The sequence below is a fragment of the Pararobbsia alpina genome, assembly GCF_965118125.1.
Taxonomy (GTDB): Bacteria; Pseudomonadota; Gammaproteobacteria; order Burkholderiales; family Burkholderiaceae; genus Pararobbsia; species Pararobbsia alpina_A.
On the sequence record NZ_OZ221288.1, the window covers coordinates 245,071 to 262,260 of the forward strand.

Annotated in this window: 15 protein-coding genes; 12 read left to right on the forward strand and 3 right to left on the reverse strand. The window is 63.5% G+C overall.

Annotated features, from left to right (window positions below; translation table 11 throughout):
• Positions 1-2 precede the first annotated feature (2 nt).
• Entirely contained in the window at positions 3-482 is a 480-nt protein-coding gene (locus tag ACMFWR_RS19585) for an Lrp/AsnC family transcriptional regulator (protein WP_413196356.1), read from the forward strand.
• A 161-nt stretch (positions 483-643) separates the two neighbouring features.
• Here the strand turns inward: ACMFWR_RS19585 and ACMFWR_RS19590 are convergent, their stop codons facing one another.
• Both ACMFWR_RS19590 and ACMFWR_RS19595 read right to left on the reverse strand, forming a co-directional pair.
• On the reverse strand, positions 644-1,441 hold the full coding sequence (locus ACMFWR_RS19590; protein ID WP_413196357.1) for an enoyl-CoA hydratase-related protein: 798 nt from the start codon (positions 1,439-1,441) through the stop codon (positions 644-646).
• Positions 1,438-2,043 carry a phenylacetic acid degradation protein PaaY gene (locus ACMFWR_RS19595; protein WP_413196358.1) on the reverse strand — a complete coding sequence of 202 codons (606 nt, stop codon included), beginning with the start codon at positions 2,041-2,043 and terminating at the stop codon, positions 1,438-1,440. The genes ACMFWR_RS19590 and ACMFWR_RS19595 overlap by 4 nt, the downstream gene beginning before the upstream one ends.
• Positions 2,044-2,279: 236 nt before the next feature.
• Here ACMFWR_RS19595 and ACMFWR_RS19600 point away from each other — a divergent pair, with 236 nt between their 5' ends.
• From ACMFWR_RS19600 to paaZ, 9 genes are all read left to right on the forward strand, one after another.
• Positions 2,280-3,092 carry an enoyl-CoA hydratase-related protein gene (locus tag ACMFWR_RS19600; RefSeq protein WP_413196359.1) on the forward strand — a complete coding sequence of 271 codons (813 nt, stop codon included), beginning with the start codon at positions 2,280-2,282 and terminating at the stop codon, positions 3,090-3,092.
• A 93-nt stretch (positions 3,093-3,185) separates the two neighbouring features.
• Entirely contained in the window at positions 3,186-4,511 is a 1,326-nt protein-coding gene (gene paaK, locus ACMFWR_RS19605; RefSeq protein WP_413196360.1) for a phenylacetate--CoA ligase PaaK, read from the forward strand.
• 11 nt (positions 4,512-4,522) lie between these two features.
• On the forward strand, positions 4,523-5,518 hold the full coding sequence (gene paaA, locus ACMFWR_RS19610) for a 1,2-phenylacetyl-CoA epoxidase subunit PaaA (RefSeq protein ID WP_413196361.1): 996 nt from the start codon (positions 4,523-4,525) through the stop codon (positions 5,516-5,518).
• 164 nt (positions 5,519-5,682) lie between these two features.
• The gene (paaB, locus tag ACMFWR_RS19615; RefSeq protein ID WP_413197291.1) at positions 5,683-5,949 is read left to right on the forward strand and encodes a 1,2-phenylacetyl-CoA epoxidase subunit PaaB; all 267 of its coding nucleotides are present in this window, start codon (positions 5,683-5,685) and stop codon (positions 5,947-5,949) included.
• Between the two features lie 165 nt (positions 5,950-6,114).
• A complete protein-coding gene (paaC, locus tag ACMFWR_RS19620) occupies positions 6,115-6,888 on the forward strand; it encodes a 1,2-phenylacetyl-CoA epoxidase subunit PaaC (protein ID WP_413197292.1) in 774 nt (257 codons plus the stop codon).
• A gap of 44 nt (positions 6,889-6,932) precedes the next feature.
• Complete coding sequence (gene paaD / locus ACMFWR_RS19625; protein WP_413197293.1) at positions 6,933-7,583, forward strand: 1,2-phenylacetyl-CoA epoxidase subunit PaaD; 651 nt, start codon at positions 6,933-6,935, stop codon at positions 7,581-7,583.
• 22 nt (positions 7,584-7,605) lie between these two features.
• Complete coding sequence (gene paaE / locus ACMFWR_RS19630) at positions 7,606-8,697, forward strand: 1,2-phenylacetyl-CoA epoxidase subunit PaaE (RefSeq protein WP_413196362.1); 1,092 nt, start codon at positions 7,606-7,608, stop codon at positions 8,695-8,697.
• Between the two features lie 86 nt (positions 8,698-8,783).
• Entirely contained in the window at positions 8,784-9,440 is a 657-nt protein-coding gene (locus ACMFWR_RS19635; RefSeq protein WP_413196363.1) for a TetR/AcrR family transcriptional regulator, read from the forward strand.
• A gap of 42 nt (positions 9,441-9,482) precedes the next feature.
• Positions 9,483-11,555, forward strand: coding sequence for a phenylacetic acid degradation bifunctional protein PaaZ (paaZ, locus tag ACMFWR_RS19640; protein ID WP_413196364.1), 2,073 nt, complete (start codon positions 9,483-9,485; stop codon positions 11,553-11,555).
• On the opposite strand, the gene ACMFWR_RS19645 is transcribed toward paaZ, so the two are convergent.
• The gene (locus ACMFWR_RS19645) at positions 11,519-13,942 is read right to left on the reverse strand and encodes a tetratricopeptide repeat protein (protein WP_413196365.1); all 2,424 of its coding nucleotides are present in this window, start codon (positions 13,940-13,942) and stop codon (positions 11,519-11,521) included. The two genes, paaZ and ACMFWR_RS19645, sit on opposite strands and share 37 nt — an antisense overlap.
• A gap of 483 nt (positions 13,943-14,425) precedes the next feature.
• Here ACMFWR_RS19645 and ACMFWR_RS19650 point away from each other — a divergent pair, with 483 nt between their 5' ends.
• Together ACMFWR_RS19650 and ACMFWR_RS19655 are read left to right on the forward strand one after the other, a co-directional pair.
• Positions 14,426-14,833, forward strand: a complete 408-nt coding sequence (locus ACMFWR_RS19650; RefSeq protein WP_413196366.1) for a heme-binding protein — start codon at positions 14,426-14,428, stop codon at positions 14,831-14,833.
• A gap of 40 nt (positions 14,834-14,873) precedes the next feature.
• Positions 14,874-17,057 carry a malate synthase G gene (locus tag ACMFWR_RS19655; protein ID WP_413196367.1) on the forward strand — a complete coding sequence of 728 codons (2,184 nt, stop codon included), beginning with the start codon at positions 14,874-14,876 and terminating at the stop codon, positions 17,055-17,057.
• Positions 17,058-17,190 lie beyond the last annotated feature (133 nt).

The window sequence follows — 17,190 nt, forward strand, 5'->3', positions numbered from 1 at the left end:
TTATGTTCGATCCCGACTCGCTCGATGCACATTCCGTCAAGATTCTTAATCAGCTGCAGAGCGATGGCCGTTTGACCGTGCAGGAACTTGCGGAGCGTATTGGTCTGTCCGCGACCCCGACCTGGAAGCGGGTGAAGGAGCTTGAAAAGCAAGGGATTATCAAGCGCTACGCGGCGCTGCTCGATCGCGGTCGCGTCGGTCTGGGCAATTGCGTGCTCGCCGAAGTGAATCTCGCGAGGCATGTGGAAAACGTCGTCGAAGAATTCGAACGCGCAGTCGCGGCATGTCCAGCCATTGTCGAATGCTGGAGCACGACGGGGCAGGCCGACTATCTGCTGCGCGTGGTCACGCCCGATATCGAGCGCTACGACGCGTTTCTGCATAACGTGATCTTCAAGCTGCCCGGCGTCAGCGCGATCCGTTCAAGCGTGGTGATCCGCGAGATCAAGGGGCTCGCGCCGTTGCCGCTCGATCATTTGTGAGTGGGTCGATGTCGGTCGGGCTTGCTCCGGGCCGTCGATCGAGATCGATCGACATTGATGCTCATTAGGCGTAGCTGACAAAGCCGCCATATTCGAGCCGCGGCCGTAACGGCCTGCGGGCGCGACGGATACGTCTGCCCAAATCGGATCGCGCTCCGTGGTTATTCCACGTCGACGGTCCATGCCGGCTTGCGCTTCTCCGTAAACGCGCCGAAGCCTTCCTTGGCTTCAGGGCCCGCGCGCACTTGCGCAATGGCGCTTGCCGTGCGGTCGCGGACGTCTTCGGTGATCGGTCCGACGGAGAACGTGCCGAACAGCTTCTTGATCTCAGCCTGCGCATGCGGACCGCAGCGCAGCAAATCGCCGAGCGTCTTTTCGACCGCGCCATCGAGCTGCGCTTCGGGTGCGATTTCGTGAACCAGTCCGATCGACAGCGCTTCGGCAGCGGTGATCGAAGAGGCGGTCAAAGCGAGGCGTCTCGCCTGACGCAGTCCGACTGCATTGGTTAGATAAGGGCCGATGACCGCGGGCAGAATCCCCAGCTTGGCTTCGCTCACCGAGAAGACCGCATGCTCGGCGGCGATCACGATATCGGCCGCGCAGATCAGGCCGACACCTCCGCCATACGCGCCGCCCTGAACGCGCGCGACGACCGGGCGCGAGCTCGACTGGATCGCATGCATCATCCCCGCGAATCGCCGCGCATCGATGAGGTTGTCCTCGTGCGTGTTGGCCGCCGCGCGACGCATCCAGGCGACGTCGGCGCCCGCGCAGAATACGCGTCCGCGCGCCGACAGCAGAATCACACGCACCTGCGGATTCGCTTCGAGCGTGAGAAACGCGTGCGCGATCTGGGCGATCAGCGATTCGTCGAAGGCGTTGAGCACATCGGGGCGGTCGAGCGTGAGATGCGCGACGCCGCGGGCGTCGATCTGGATGTCGAGGGCGGAGTCGCTCACGAGGTTTTCCTTGTCGCAACGAGAGGGAGGACGCCCGGCGCCTTGGGCGTCGGACGGTCGGTTTCGACTGCGGTCAACGGCTGAACTTCCACAAGCGTCGCAAGGCAACGGCGCGTCAGATCGTGATACGCCTCGGTGCCTTCCTTTTTCCACATCACTTCATCGTCGCTGAGCGCCCGGATTTCCTTCGCCGGCGTGCCCGCAACCAGCGTGCGTGGCGCAACGCGCATGCCCGCACGCACAAAGCTGTTGGCCGCGACGATCGCCTCGACGCCGACCTCGGCCTCGTCCATGACGACGGCATTCATGCCGACCAGCGCATCATGCCGCACGATGCAGCTATGCAGCACAGCGCCATGCCCGATATGGCCGTTCTGTTCGACGACGGTCGGGCTGCCGGGAAAGCCATGCATCACGCAGTTGTCCTGCAGATTCGCGCCGCGCTCGAGCACGATCTGTCCGAAGTCTCCGCGCAGGCTCGCGTTCGGGCCGACATAACACTCCGGGCCGATCCTCACGTCGCCGATCAGCACCGCTGTCGGGTGAACGAACGCGCTCGGGTCGACAACCGGGATCACACCATCGATGGCATAGCAGGGCATACCGCGTCTCCTGAAAGCTCAACCGCAAGGATCGCGAAACCCGCGCGCGACGGCAACCGGCGATGCTCCGGTTCGCGCGCGGGGTTGCGAAATTCCGACGCCTTCGAGCCCTCAAATTAAATTGAAAAAAGCCTTTGACAAGCCTTGGATGTTGGCTAATATAAGTTCACCCGACCGGTCGGTCAATGAATTTAGCAGATCTGCGGCAAGCCCCGAACGCCGTGGAGGAGACAACGATGTCCAACGTTTCAACCGCGGTGTCATCGGTTTTGATTGCGCATTCGGAAGCTGTCCGGACGATCACATTGAATCGTCCGGACACGCTCAACAGCTTCAACGGTGAGATGCTCACGGCGCTGCTCGAAGCGTTCGAGCAGGCGGCCGCCGACGCCAGCGTGCGTGCGGTTGTCGTCACCGGAGCCGGGCGCGCGTTCTGCGCCGGGCAGGATCTTGCCGACCCGCTGGTCGCGCCGCGCAGCGACGGTTCGCATGGCGACCTCGGCCGCATGATCGAACACTTCTACACGCCGCTTGTTCTGCGAATGCGGTCCATGCCGGTGCCGGTCGTGATGGCCGTCAATGGTGTGGCTGCAGGCGCAGGGGCCAACTTCGCGCTGGGTGGCGACATCGTGGTCGCCGCGGAGTCCGCAAGCTTTATTCAGGCCTTCGCGAAGATCGGGCTCGTGCCCGACACGGGCGGCACCTGGTTGTTGCCGCGGCTTGCGGGCCGCGCGCGTGCTTTGGGTCTGGCCTTGCTCGGCGACAAGTTGCCGGCGCGTGAAGCGCTGGAAATGGGCCTGATCTGGAAATGTGTCGCCGACGCGGATCTCGAACGGGAGGCGACGTCGATCGCACAACGTTTGGCGACCATGCCCGTGCGTGCGCTCGCGACGATCCGTCGCGCGTTCGATGAAGCCCAGCACCTCTCGCTTGGAGACGCACTCGTGCGCGAAGCCTCGCATCAGCACGCACTGGGTGGCTCGAAGGACTTTCTGGAGGGCGTCGACGCGTTTCGAAACAAGCGTGCGCCTCGCTTTACTGAACGCTGACTACGAACGCTGACTACAACAGACCAGAGGCCAACCGTCGATCCGGTGATCCGGCGATCGAACGATGTTGCGATCTGACAAGGAGACATGCCCATGCCCGTGCGCGAACCCGCCGCTCACGACCTCGAGCCGATCGAACGCGCGAGTCGCGACGAACTCGAGGCGTTGCAGTTCGATCGTCTGAAGGTCACGCTCGCGCGTGCCTACGAGAACGTGCCGCACTACCGCGCCGCGTTCGACGCAAAGGGCGTGCATCCGTCCGATCTCAGGACGCTGGCCGATCTCGCGAAGTTTCCCTTCACGACCAAGAAGGATCTGCGCGACAACTATCCGTTCGGCATGTTTGCAGTACCGCGTGAACAACTGGCTCGCGTGCACGCGTCGTCCGGGACGACGGGCAAGCCGACGGTCGTTGGTTACACGAAGAACGATATCGATACCTGGGCGGATCTGGTTGCGCGCTCGATTCGCGCGGCAGGCGGACGCCGTGGCGATATGGTCCACGTCTCGTACGGATACGGGCTTTTTACGGGCGGACTCGGCGCGCACTACGGCGCCGAGCGCGCGGGATGCACGGTCGTGCCGATGTCGGGCGGTCAGACCGAGAAGCAGGTGCAGATCATCCGCGACTTCAAGCCCGACATCATCATGATCACGCCGTCGTATATGCAGGTCGTGATCGAGGAATTCTACCGGCAGGGACTCGACCCGGCGGATACCTCGCTGAAGGTCGGCATTTTCGGCGCCGAGCCCTGGACGGAGGCGATGCGGCGCGATATCGAGCGCAAGGCCGGCATCGACGCCGTCGATATCTACGGACTCTCCGAACTGATGGGGCCGGGCGTTGCGAGCGAATGCATCGAGACCAAGGATGGTCCGACGATCTGGGAAGACCACTTTTATCCCGAGATCATCGATCCCGTCACCGGCGAAGTATTGCCTGACGGCAGCGAAGGCGAAATCGTCTTCACGTCGTTGACGAAGGAAGCGATGCCGATCATCCGGTATCGCACGCGCGACCTGTCGCGACTGCTTGCGCCGACTTCGCGCTCGTTCCGGCGGATCGGCAAGATCGTCGGCCGCTCCGACGACATGCTGATCATTCGCGGCGTTAATGTGTTTCCGACACAGATCGAAGAGATCGTCATGCAGCATGCGCGCTTGTGCGGCCAGTATCAGATCGTGGTCACACGCGATGGCCTCCTTGACCAGATCGAGGTGCGCTGTGAGCTTCATCACAGCCACGATCCCGTCACGGACGCCGAAGTCGACGAAATCGCTTCGTGGCTGCGCGGCCGGATCAAGACGCTGGTCGGCATCTCGACCGTCGTCTCCGTGTTGCCGCCGGACGGTATCGAGCGTACGGCTACGGGCAAGGCGCGCCGCGTCATCGATCAACGCAATCTGCAACTTTCGTAGGTACAGTCATTATGTACACCCAGGCGATGGACACCATGGGCAAGGAGCCCGCGTCGTCGGTGCCGGCGCAGACGGCCGACGACGCCGCGCGTGCGGCCCGTTTCGACGAACGTATCGATGCAGGCGAGTACATCGAGCCCAAGGACTGGATGCCGCCTCACTATCGCAAGACGCTGGTGCGGCAGATCAGCCAGCATGCGCATTCGGAAATCGTCGGCATGCTGCCCGAGGGCAACTGGATCACGCGTGCCCCGACGCTCAAGCGCAAGGCCATTCTTCTGGCCAAGGTGCAGGACGAAGCGGGGCACGGCCTCTATCTGTACTCGGCGGCCGAAACGCTTGGTGTGTCGCGCGACCAGATGCTCGATGCGCTGCATACGGGCGCCGCGAAATACAGTTCGATTTTCAACTATCCGACGCTGAGCTGGGCCGATGTCGGCGTGATCGGCTGGCTCGTCGATGGCGCGGCGATCATGAATCAGGTGCCGATCTGCCGCTGTTCTTACGCACCGTATGCACGCGCCATGATCCGCGTGTGCCGCGAGGAGTCGTTTCACCAGCGACAGGGGTTCGAGTCGTTGCTGACGATGATGACTCGTGGCACGGATGCGCAGCGCGAGATGGTGCAGGACGCGGTGAATCGCTGGTGGTGGCCGTCGCTGATGATGTTCGGGCCACCCGACGATCAATCGCCGAACTCCGCGCAGTCGATGCGCTGGGGCATCAAGCGCAATTCCAACGACGAGCTGCGTCAGAAGTTCGTCGACGCGACGGTCGAGCAGGCGAAAACGCTTGGCGTGTCGCTTCCCGACCCGGACCTGCGCTGGAACGAGGCGCGCGGGCACCATGATTTTGGCGCGATCGACTGGGCCGAATTCTGGCAGGTCGTCAACGGTGACGGTCCGTGCAATCGCGAGCGTCTTGCTGCACGCGTCAAAGCGTGGGACGACGGCGCATGGGTGCGTGAGGCTGCGCTGGCTTACTCGAGCAAACAGGACACGGTATGACGACGAATACACAAGATCCGCGCGGTCAGGGTGCTGACGCAGGGGCCTCAACAACTGCTTCGATCAAGGCCTCAACCACGGGCTCAACCACGGGCTCCACAACGGCCGACGGCACCGCCAAAGCATCGGCTGAAGGCCATTCCACGCGACGCTCGCAATGGCCGCTGTGGGAGGTGTTCGTGCGTAGCAAGGCGGGCCTCGATCACAAGCATTGCGGGAGCTTGCACGCCGTCGATGGTGCGATGGCGTTGCAGCTCGCGCGCGATGTCTACACGCGTCGTCAGGAAGGCACGAGCGTCTGGGTCGTGCGCTCCGATCAGATCGTTGCCTCCGACCCGCGCGACAAATCGATGCTGTTCGATCCCGCCGACGACAAGATTTATCGGCATCCGACGTTTTATGAGTTGCCGGATTCCCTGAACCATATGTAAGTGCGGGGCGGGGCGCAGGGTCGCTGCGGTTGCTTCACTGAACTGGCCGCGAGGCTGACTGGAAGCGTCCTGGAGCCGGTGAAGCGGCAGGCAAAGAGCAAAGAGCAAAGAGCGATGCGCAATGAGCAACGAGACACGTGAGTGGGTAACGAGAGCGAAATGACGATGAATGCTTCGATCCGGGTGTCTGACGATCCGTCGGTTCAATATCTCCTGCGGCTCGGTGATACGTGCCTGATTCACGCACAACGGCTCGCCGAATGGTGCGGGCACGCGCCGATCCTCGAGGAGGACATCGCGATGACGAACATCGCGCTCGACTATATCGGCCAGGCGCGCGCGCTGCTCACGCTCGCGGGCGAACGCGAGGGCGCCGGGCACGATGAGGATCAGCTTGCGTATCTGCGCGAAGAGCGCGATTACCGGAACCTGACGCTGGTCGAGTTGCCGCGCGGCGACTTTGCTGTCGCCGTTGTTCGCATCTATCTGCTCGCGAGTCTGCTGCAATTGATCTGGGAAGCGCTGGCGGGTTCCAGCGACGAAGAGCTGGCGGCCATCGCAGGCAAGGCGGTCAAGGAAGTGCGGTACCACAAGCAGCATGCGGGTGATTGGGTCATACGTCTCGCACGCGGCACGGACGAATCGGCACGGCGCACGCAAAGCGCGCTCGACATGCTCTGGCCGTATTTCAGGGAGCCGTTTTCCGAGGATGCCGTCGATGACCATGCGAAGGCAACGGGACTCGGACCGCGCTGGGCCGATCTGCAGGATGCCTGGCTCGCGGAGATTGGCGACACGCTCGCAGAGGCGGGGCTGGTGACACCGAAGGCGACGCGATTCGAAAGCACGGGCAAGTTCGGCCGTCATAGCGAGCATATGGGGTACGTGCTCGCGGACCTTCAACATTTGCAGCGGGCATTTCCGGGCGGGGTCTGGTGATGATCGTGATCGACAAGACCCGGCCCCACGGCGCATTTCCCGGTATCCCTGAACTCGATATGAGCGCACTCGGTGAAGGCGGCCCGATGGCAGCGACCGCACGAATGATCACGCCGGCGAAGGTCGCTCCACGTGTCGAGGGATCCCCGGCGATGGCGAGTCACGTGTGGCAAGTCCTGGACACCGTACTCGACCCGGAAGTGCCGGCCGTTTCGATTCGGGAACTCGGCATCGTGCGCGATGTGCGCTGCGACGGCGAGCATGTCGATGTGGTGCTGACGCCGACCTATTCGGGCTGCCCGGCGACCGAGATGATCGAAGCCGCCGTGCGCGAGGCACTGGACGAGGCCGGCTATGTGTCCGTCGCGGTGTCGCATCGTCGCGCGCCGGCGTGGACCACCGACTGGATCACGGACGAAGGCCGCCGCAAGCTTCGCGAATACGGCATTGCGCCGCCCTCGGGCGCGGCGGCCGCTGGCGATAAGGCTGGCGACAACACCGGCGATAACGCAGAGGGTCGGCCGGGCGTGCAGCCCTTGCGCTTTGTGAGTCGCCGCGCATTGGCACCGGTGGCGTGCCCGCGCTGCGGCAGCGCGCACACCGAGCGGCTGTCGGCCTTCGGCTCGACAGCGTGCAAAGCGCTGTATCGCTGCCGCGATTGTCACGAGCCCTTCGAGTATTTCAAACCGATCTGAGCGTCAGCACGACGAGCGAGTCATGAACACCGATTTCTATCCGTTGCGAGTGCGCCAGGTTCGCGCCGACACCGACGATGCCGTGGTCGTTACGTTCGATCTGCCAGATACATTGGCTGACACGTTTCGCTTCTCGGCCGGGCAGTATCTGACACTGCGCCAGCATGTCGACGGGACCGATTTGCGGCGATCGTATTCGATCTGCTCGGGTGTCGACGACAACGCGTTGAGCGTGGCGGTGCGCAAGGTGCCGGGCGGCGCGTTTTCGAACTGGGTCAACGACGCCTTGCAGGTCGGCGACGATATCGACGTGATGCCGCCGCAAGGCAGCTTTCATGTGATCGCGCCTGAATCTGTAGACGATCGCGCAAGCGGTCGCGAGTTTCTGTTTATCGCGGCCGGCAGTGGCATCACGCCGATCCTCTCGATCATGAAGACCGTGCTCGCCCGGGAACCGCACTGCCATTGCACGCTGATCTACGGCAATCGCATGCAGAGCACGACGATGTTCAAGGAAGAGCTCGAGGACCTCAAGAACCTCTATATGACGCGCGTCGTGCTGCATCACGTGTTTTCGCGTGAGCAAACCGATGCGCCGCTGAGCGGCGGCCGTCTGGATCGCGACAAGATCGGCACGGTCTTGCGCACGCTGGTCGGCGTCGATGCCGTCGATCATGCGTTTATCTGCGGACCGCATCAGATGAACGACGATGCCGAAGCGGCGTTGCTCGACGCGGGGCTCGCGGCGGAACGAATCCATGTCGAGCGCTTCGGCGTGCCGCCGCCGGTCGCCGGCGCTGCTGCGAAAGCCGAGCGTATCGATGTCGCCCCGGTTGCGCGCATCACGATCGTGCGCGACGGCATGCATCGCGAGATCGCGTTCAGGCAGGAAGACCCGAGCATTCTCGACGCAGCCGCAGGGGCCGGCCTCGATATGCCGTACTCATGCAAGTCGGGCGTGTGCTGTACATGCCGCGCCAAGCTGCTGCGAGGCGAGGTACGGATGGAGCGGAATTTCGCGCTCGACAAGGCCGAGCTCGACGCCGGCTTCGTGCTGACCTGCCAGGCATACCCGGTGACGGAGGAGGTGGTGCTGTCGTTTGATGAACGCTAAGGCATCGGCGCGGAACGCTGCGAAGCAGCGGCGGACGTCGATGGCAGAATAGTGACATCGACCGATGCACTTGCAAGGAGTGAGCCATGGCCCGAAAGCGGACCGCCGATTACGACATTCAACGCGAAAAGATTCTCGAGCAGGCGGCGCATCTGTTTGCCCGCGGCGGCTATCCGGGAACGTCAATGAATGACGTGGCCGATGCGTGCGGCATCTCGAAGCCCGCGCTCTACCACTACGTCCGCGATAAGTATCAGTTACTCGTGCATATCTGCGAACACCATATCGAGCGGCTGGAGGCGGTCGTCGATGAAGTCGCGGAACTCGGGCTTGAGCCTGAGCCCCGGCTGCGCACGCTCGTACGGCGCTTTGTCGACGAATACTCCGACGCGCAGGACGAGCATCGCGTGCTGACTGAAGATGTGAAGTTTCTCAACGAAGAAGATCACAACCGCATTCTCGCCGGAGAGCGCCGGGTTGTGGCTTATCTGGCGCAGACGGTCGCGGCATTGCGGCCAGAAGTGGGCGAGGCGAAGTTGTCCAAGCCCCTGACGATGTTGCTGTTCGGCATGATCAACTGGATGTTTACATGGTTGAAGCCGGACGGCGAACTCGACCATGCGGCGATGGCGCCGATCGTGGTCGACCTGTTTCTCGGCGGGCTGGGCGCGGTGCGCCTCGAACAACCCGCTACCGACAAGATCGAAAAGATCGAACTGACTGGACTGACCGGAGACACATGACATGCCCGATTCACATGCTGGAATGCCAGGGAGCCGAGTTCGATGACTTCATCACTTGGCGTTCTTCAAAGCCATATTGCAGGCAAGTGGTTCGGATCGCACGCGGGGCAGGATCTGCACAGTGCCGTCACCGGCGAAACGATCGGCGCGACCCACGCGGATACGATCGACTTCGGCGAGGCACTCGATCACGCGCGCCGCACCGGCCTGGCGTCGCTGCTTGCGCTCGATTATCAGCAGCGCGCGGCTATTCTGCGGGCCCTTGCGAAATACCTGTTCGAGCGTAAAGAGACGCTTTACGCGGTGTCGACGCTGACCGGCGCAACGCGCAATGACAGCTGGATCGATATCGACGGTGGCATCGGGACGTTATTCGCGTACGCGAGCCTGGGCAACAACGAACTGCCTTCGGGTCAGGTCGTGCATGAAGGACCCGTGGTCCAGTTGGGCAAGCAGGGCACATTCGCGGGCACGCATATTCTGGTGCCACGCCGTGGTGTCGCGGTCCACATCAATGCCTTCAATTTCCCCGTGTGGGGCTTGCTCGAGAAGTTCGCACCGACGTTTGTGGCGGGCATGCCGTGCATCGCGAAGCCCGCGACGGCCACGAGCTATCTGACCGAGCGGCTCGTACGCATGATCGACGAGTCGGGACTGCTGCCGGCCGGCGCGCTGCAACTCGTGATCGGCGGCACGGGCGATCTGCTCGATCGGCTCGAAGGGCCGGATGTCGTGACCTTTACCGGTTCGGCGGATACGGCCGCCAGGCTGCGTGCCAACGCCAATCTGTTACGGCAAGGTATACCGTTCAACGCCGAGGCGGATTCGCTGAACTGCGCGATTCTCGGCCCCGATGTGACGCCCGAAGAGCCGGAATTCGATCTGTTCGTCAAAGAACTCGCGCGCGAAATCACGACGAAAGCGGGCCAGAAATGCACGGCGATCCGGCGCGCGATCGTGCCCGAAGCGCAGATCGACGCCGTGCTCGCGCGCCTGCGTGAGCGGCTGGCGAAGACCACGGTCGGCGACCCCGCGCTCGAATCGGTTCGCATGGGCCCGCTCGCATCCGCCACGCAGAAGACCGATGTGCTGGCGCGCATTGCCGAGCTGGCGGCGGGCAATGAAGTCATCACCGGTGGACAGGGAGCGAGTGCAGCGGACGGGGCCTTTGCACCAGTCGGCGACAACACGGAACGTGGCGCCTTTGTCGCTCCGACCGTGATTCTGTGCAAGAACCCGCATGCGCATGCGGCGGTTCACGACGTGGAGGCCTTCGGGCCGGTATCGACCGTGATGCCCTACCGCGATATCGAAGAGGCCGTCGCATTGGCAGCGCGCGGGCGCGGCAGTCTGGTCGGCACGCTCGTCACGCACGATCCGGCCGTCGCTGCATGGGTGATCCCGGAAGCGGCAAGCCTGCATGGGCGCCTGCTCGTGCTCGATCGTGATGCCGCGGGCGAGTCGACGGGTCATGGCTCGCCGCTGCCGCAGCTCAAGCATGGAGGCCCCGGGCGCGCGGGTGGCGGCGAGGAGCTCGGCGGAATCCGCGCGGTCAAACATTATCTGCAACGTACCGCGGTGCAGGGCTCGCCGACCATGCTTGCTGCCGTGACGCGCGAGTATGTGCGCGGCGCGACGGTGCGTGAATCTGAAGTGCATCCGTTTCGCAAACATTTCGAAGACCTGCAGGTGGGCGATTCACTGCTCACGCATCGCCGCACCGTGACCGACGCCGATATCGTGGCCTTCGGCGGCATCTCCGGCGACTTCTTCTATATGCACTTTGACGAGATCGCAGCGAAGGAGAGCACGTTCGGGCGCCGGATCGCGCATGGCTACTTCGTGTTGTCGGCCGCCGCGGGCCTGTTCGTGTCGCCTGCCCCGGGGCCGGTGCTCGCGAACTACGGGCTCGATACGCTGCGCTTCGTCAAGCCGGTCGGCATCGGCGACACGATTCAGGCGCGCCTTACATGCAAGCGCAAGGTTGACCGCAACAAGCGCGATACCAATGGCGTGGGGCAGGGCGTCGTGGCCTGGGACGTCGCCGTTACGAATCAGGACGGCGAACTCGTTGCGTCTTACGACATTCTCACGCTCGTCGCAAAGCGCACCTGACAGGCCTGACGGACACGTTCGACGACGTTGGCCCATGTTTCGCCGGAAGACCGGCGAAACAGCCGCACCGTGTCCGGATACCAGGGCGAGTCGTCGCGGCCATGCAGCCAGCGCCAGTCGACATCGCGTTCAGGCAGCAGGATCCAGCACGGCTTGCCCATTGACGCCGCGAGATGCGCGACGGATGTGTCGACGCAGATGACGAGATCGAGTTGAGCGATGATCGCCGCCGTGTCGGCGAGGTCCGCGATCTGCGCGCTGACCGAAGTCATGGGAAGCGTCAGGGTCGACCCGGTTGCGGGATCGACGACGCTATCGACATCCGCTTCTCCCGCACCTTTTTGCAGGCTGACAAAACGGAGCCCTGGCACGGCCCACAGCGGAGCAAGCGTGGCGAGCGACGGCAACGAACGATGCGCATCGTTGTGATGTTTCGGGTTGCCTTTCCAGACGAGCCCGATCGAAGCTTCGCCAGCCGATCTACCGGAAGCCGTCGGCGTAGCGGCCGCCGATGCATCGGTCGAAGGCTCCATAGAAGGTGCCAACGAGGAGCCTGTGGAAGACCCGGCCGACGATTCCGCCGAAGATCCCTCCGAAGAACCTTCCGGGAACGCTGATGCGGACCCGGCCGGGTGCACGCCCGTATGGCTCATCGCAGACTTGAACGACTCGAAAGACTCGACGAACGACTCGACCGACGTATCAGCGGACGCGCCGGCGGAAGGGGACACGTCTCGAGGCACGGCGAGTCGTGCCCGCCACGCATCGACGAGCTCGGGCGCAGCATGGAGGTACTTTCCGGGCGCACGCGCATCGAACGTGGTGTGCAAGTGAAGCGGCGCACTCAGCGGGCTCGTCCAGTAGTCAAAGCCGGCCGCTTCCGCGAGCGCGCTCTGGTGATCGACCACGCTGTCGATGGCCTCCACCCGCTCAAACAGTCGCCGTAGTGCGGGCATGCAGGCGAAGACGATGCGGCTCGGACCTCGCGCCTTGAGCAGCGCGAAATACCGGCCGAAATGCAGCATGTCGCCGAGCCCGTCTTCCTGCCAGACGAGCAACGACTTGCCTTCGAGCGATTCACCTTGCCAATGCGCGCAGCGGAGCAACGAGCGGGTTGCGTGATGCACAAACTCGGGGTGCTCGTACCGCGATTCGTAGAGCGGCCAGGCTTCTTCGAATCGTTCGAGACTCAGTAACAGAGTGGCCAGCGCAAAACGCGCTTCGGGATAGCCTCCGCGGATATCGATCGCCCGCCGGTACGCCGCTTCTGCCTCGCCGAAACGCCCGAGCGCCTTGAGCACATTGCCCAGGTTATACGCAGCTTGCGCAAAGCCGGGGCGCACTTTGAGCGCCTCGGCGAATACGTCCGCGGCTTCGTCGAGGCGATCGAGATCGCGCAATACGCAGCCGAGGTTGTTGTGGATCTCGACCACATCGGGCCGGCCCTGACGTGCACGTTGATACGCTGCGGCCGCTTCTTCGCGTCGTCCGAGCGCGCTCAGAATGATGCCGAGGTTGAACTGCGCTTCGGCAAACGCGGGGCGAATTGCGATCGCGCGGCGGCAGGCGGCTTCCGCTTCCGGGAAGCGTTGCAACGCGCAGAGTGCGGCCGCGAGCGCGTTGAGTGTCTCGGGATCGTCGGGGCGAATGGCCAGGGCGAGCAGGCACGCTTTCTCGGCTTCGGGCAAATGACCCGCGCCGCGTAACGCATCGCCGAGCTGCCGCAGGGCGTTGGCATCACGCGGATCGATCGCGAGTGCTTGCTGGTAGGCGCCGATCGCCTCCGGATAGCGGCCGAGATCCTTGAGCACGTTGCCCAGGCGATAGGGCACGCCGCGATGGTCGGGGTGTCGCTCGAGCACGGCGCGATAGGCGTGTTCGGCTTCGGCAAGTTTGCCGTGATCGTGCAATGTCATTGCCAGCCCGAAGCGGATCTCCGTGTCGTCCGGACGCGCAGCGAGCGCTTCGTGTGCGAGGCGCAAGGCCTCGGCCAGTTGCTTGCGCTCGCGCAATGCCTGCGCCAGGGCGTGAAGCGCGTCGGCGTCGCCCGGCGCGTTCTCGAGCCATTGGGTATAGATCGCATGCGCGTCGTCGAGCCGCTTCGTCGACACGAGCAGGGCGCCGAGGTTGCTATACGCTTCGACGAACGCCGGTTGTGCGGCGATACACGCGCGCCAGCATGTTTCGGCTTCGTGCAGGCGGTTCAGTCCGAGTGCACTCAGGGCACAGAGATTGAGCGTCTGCACACGAAGCGGCAGGGCAAGACCGGTTTTGAGTGCGGCGGCAGCGAGGGCCATCGCATGGGTGTAGTCGCCCGCGGAACACAACGCGGTGGCTTGATCGAACCAGTCGGCGGCAAGCGGCTCGCGGGTCGTTGAGTCGGTCACGAATATCGGGGACGAAGAATGCCGGGGCGGCGTGGACATGCCCGAAGCATGCCTGTCTCGACTTTCGAACGGCTTTCGTCGCCTTGCACCCCACGCCGGCAAAGCCCAAAGCCCCTAAGCCTCAAAGCCCCTAAGCCCAAAGCCCCTAAGCCTCAAAGCCCCTAAGCCTCAAAGCCCCTAAGCCCCTAAGCCCCTAAGCCTCGACGGCAGAAAGTCTCAAGGCGTCGAGGCGGCAAGGTCTCAAGCTGCCAATGGCCCAGCTGTCGGCCCCGAACCCATCCGTGCGGCCATCGGGCTCGGCCTGAAGTATGCTTTTGCATCGCGGTCGCGCATGGAGATGCATCTGCCGTCGCGAGAGTCGACCTCAACGTGGGAGATGCTTGGTATACCATTCGTTTGTCACCGCTCGAGCCGGCCGCTAGACTCGGGTGATTGCAGCTCCATCGTGATGTCCTTCCACTCCTCACGCAGAACGGAAAACGCATGCAAACCAAGGCTGTCCTGACCACGACCGAAGTCTCCCGCATTCTCGCCGCCGCCCGCACTGAAGCGCTCGCGCATGGCTGGCCCGTCGCCATTGCCATCGTTGACGACGGCGGCCACCCGCTCGCGCTCGAGCGCCTCGACAACTGTGCGCCGGTCAGTGCCTATATCGCGATCGAAAAGGCACGCACTGCAGCGCTGGGCCGCCGCGAGTCGAAGGCCTATGAAGACATGATCAATGGCGGCCGCACGGCCTTCCTGTCGGCGCCGGTGCTCAGCGGCACGCTCGAAGGCGGTGTGCCCGTCGTCGTCGACGGTCAGGTCATCGGCGCAGTCGGCGTCTCGGGCGTGAAGGCCCCCGAAGACGCTCAAGTCGCGAAGGCGGGTGTCGCGGCGGCGCAAGCCTGAACGGGCGGATCCGGATTTCCCATCAGACGTAGAGGCATTTATGAGTGAACGCATCGAGCATCACGGCCTGAAAGTCGCGGCCGTTCTGAGCCGGTTTATCGAAGAAGAGGCATTGCCCGGTACGGGCATCGACGCCGCCGCCTTCTGGAAGGGCTTCGACGCACTTGTGCACGATCTCGCCCCGAAGAACCGCGCATTGCTCGCCGAGCGCGACCGCCTGCAGGTCGAACTCGACACGTGGCACCGCGAGCATCCGGGCCCGGTCAAGGACATGCCGGCGTATCGCGCCTTTCTCGAACGTATCGGCTATCTGCTGCCGCGCAAGGCGCCGGTCAAGGCCACGACGGCGAATGTCGACACCGAGATCGCCGTTCAGGCCGGCCCGCAGCTGGTCGTGCCCGTCTCTAACCAGCGCTATGCGCTGAATGCGGCGAATGCGCGCTGGGGCAGCCTCTACGATGCACTCTACGGAACTGATGCGATCCCGGATACAGAGGGTGCTGATCGCGGCAAGACGTTCAACCCCGTGCGCGGTGCGCGCGTCGTCACGCGCGGCCGTCTGCTGCTCGATGTCGCCGTGCCGCTCGCGACCGGCTCGCATAAGGACGCGACCGCCTACGCGGTGCGGGATGGCAAACTCGTCGTAACGACACCCAAGGGTGAAACGGAACTCCGCACGCCCGCGCAATTTGCCGGCTATCAGGGCAATGCAGACGCGCCCGTCGCCATCCTGCTCAAGAACCACGGCCTGCACCTCGAATTGCAGATCGACCGCAACGCGGCGATCGGCAAGACCGACGCCGCAGGCGTCAACGACATCATCGTCGAATCGGCCATCACGACGATCATGGACTGCGAGGATTCGGTTGCGGCGGTCGATGCCGAAGACAAGGTCCAGGTGTATCGGAACTGGCTTGGCCTGATGACCGGTGACCTGACCGAGGAAGTCACGAAGAATGGCAAGACGTTCACGCGCCGCCTCAACGCGGATCGGGAATACACGGCGCCGGACGGCTCGACGCTCACATTGCACGGTCGTTCACTCATGTTCGTGCGCAATGTCGGCCACCTGATGACGACGCCGGCGGTGCTCGACAAGGACGGCCACGAAGTCCCGGAAGGCATTCTTGACGCGGTCGCAACGAGCCTTGCCTCAATGCGAGACCTCAAGAACCGCAAGAACTCGCGGACCGGCTCGTTCTATATCGTCAAACCCAAGATGCACGGGCCGGCCGAAGTCGCGTTCGCCGACGAGCTGTTCGGTCGCGTCGAGAGCCTGCTCGGTCTGCCGGCCAACACGCTCAAGATGGGCATCATGGACGAGGAGCGCCGTACGAGCGTCAATCTTGGCGCGAGTATCGCCGCCGCTTCGGCGCGCGTTGCGTTCATCAACACGGGCTTCCTCGATCGCACCGGCGACGAGATGCACTCCGCGATGGAGGCGGGCCCGGTGCTGCGCAAGGGCGACATGAAATCGACGCCGTGGATCGCGGCCTACGAACGCAGCAATGTGCTTGAAGGTCTCAATGCGGGCCTGCGCGGCCGCGCGCAGATCGGCAAGGGCATGTGGGCAATGCCCGACCTGATGGCCGCGATGCTCGAGCAAAAGATCGCGCATCCGAAGGCGGGTGCCAACACGGCATGGGTTCCGTCGCCGACGGCCGCGACGCTGCACGCCTTGCACTACCACGAGGTCGACGTCGAAGCCGTGCAACGCGAACTTGAACAGGTGGACCTGGCGGGTGCGCGCGACGGCTTGCTCGACGACCTGTTGACGATCCCGGTCGTGGATGCGCCGAAGTGGGGTGCCGACGAGATTCGCCAGGAACTCGAGAACAACACGCAGGGCATTCTCGGCTATGTCGTGCGCTGGATCGATCAGGGCGTCGGCTGTTCGAAGGTGCCCGATATCCACAATGTGGGTTTGATGGAAGATCGCGCCACGTTGCGGATCTCGAGCCAGCATATTGCGAACTGGTTACGTCACAAGGTCGTCACCGAATCGCAGGTCCGCGAGACGTTCGAACGCATGGCCGTGGTCGTCGATAAACAGAACGCCGGGGATCCTAACTACTTGCCGATGGCTGGCCACTTCGATACGTCGATTGCATACAAGGCCGCGTGTGCACTCGTTTTCGAAGGGCGTGAACAGCCAAGCGGGTATACCGAACCGCTGCTACACAAATTCCGTCTGAGTTTCAAGGCGGATAAGCAACACGCATAGCGCGCCGTAACCTGCGGGCAAGCCGCAGGTTTTGCTTCGGCAAGAGGGCCGGGTTCAAGGTGTTGTATGCCATGCGAAACGCGCATGGCCCGGCTCTCATCACGATCGAAGAAGGCCATCGATTCCTTGCGGG

Coding starts and splice junctions, on each gene's coding strand:
- ACMFWR_RS19585 (WP_413196356.1), top strand. CDS start 3: ATGTTCGATCCCGACTCGCTCGATGCACATTCCGTCAAGATTCTTAAT.
- ACMFWR_RS19595 (WP_413196358.1), bottom strand. CDS start 2,043: ATGCCCTGCTATGCCATCGATGGTGTGATCCCGGTTGTCGACCCGAGC.
- ACMFWR_RS19600 (WP_413196359.1), top strand. CDS start 2,280: ATGTCCAACGTTTCAACCGCGGTGTCATCGGTTTTGATTGCGCATTCG.
- paaK (WP_413196360.1), top strand. CDS start 3,186: ATGCCCGTGCGCGAACCCGCCGCTCACGACCTCGAGCCGATCGAACGC.
- paaA (WP_413196361.1), top strand. CDS start 4,523: ATGTACACCCAGGCGATGGACACCATGGGCAAGGAGCCCGCGTCGTCG.
- paaC (WP_413197292.1), top strand. CDS start 6,115: ATGAATGCTTCGATCCGGGTGTCTGACGATCCGTCGGTTCAATATCTC.
- paaE (WP_413196362.1), top strand. CDS start 7,606: ATGAACACCGATTTCTATCCGTTGCGAGTGCGCCAGGTTCGCGCCGAC.
- ACMFWR_RS19635 (WP_413196363.1), top strand. CDS start 8,784: ATGGCCCGAAAGCGGACCGCCGATTACGACATTCAACGCGAAAAGATT.
- paaZ (WP_413196364.1), top strand. CDS start 9,483: ATGACTTCATCACTTGGCGTTCTTCAAAGCCATATTGCAGGCAAGTGG.
- ACMFWR_RS19650 (WP_413196366.1), top strand. CDS start 14,426: ATGCAAACCAAGGCTGTCCTGACCACGACCGAAGTCTCCCGCATTCTC.
- ACMFWR_RS19655 (WP_413196367.1), top strand. CDS start 14,874: ATGAGTGAACGCATCGAGCATCACGGCCTGAAAGTCGCGGCCGTTCTG.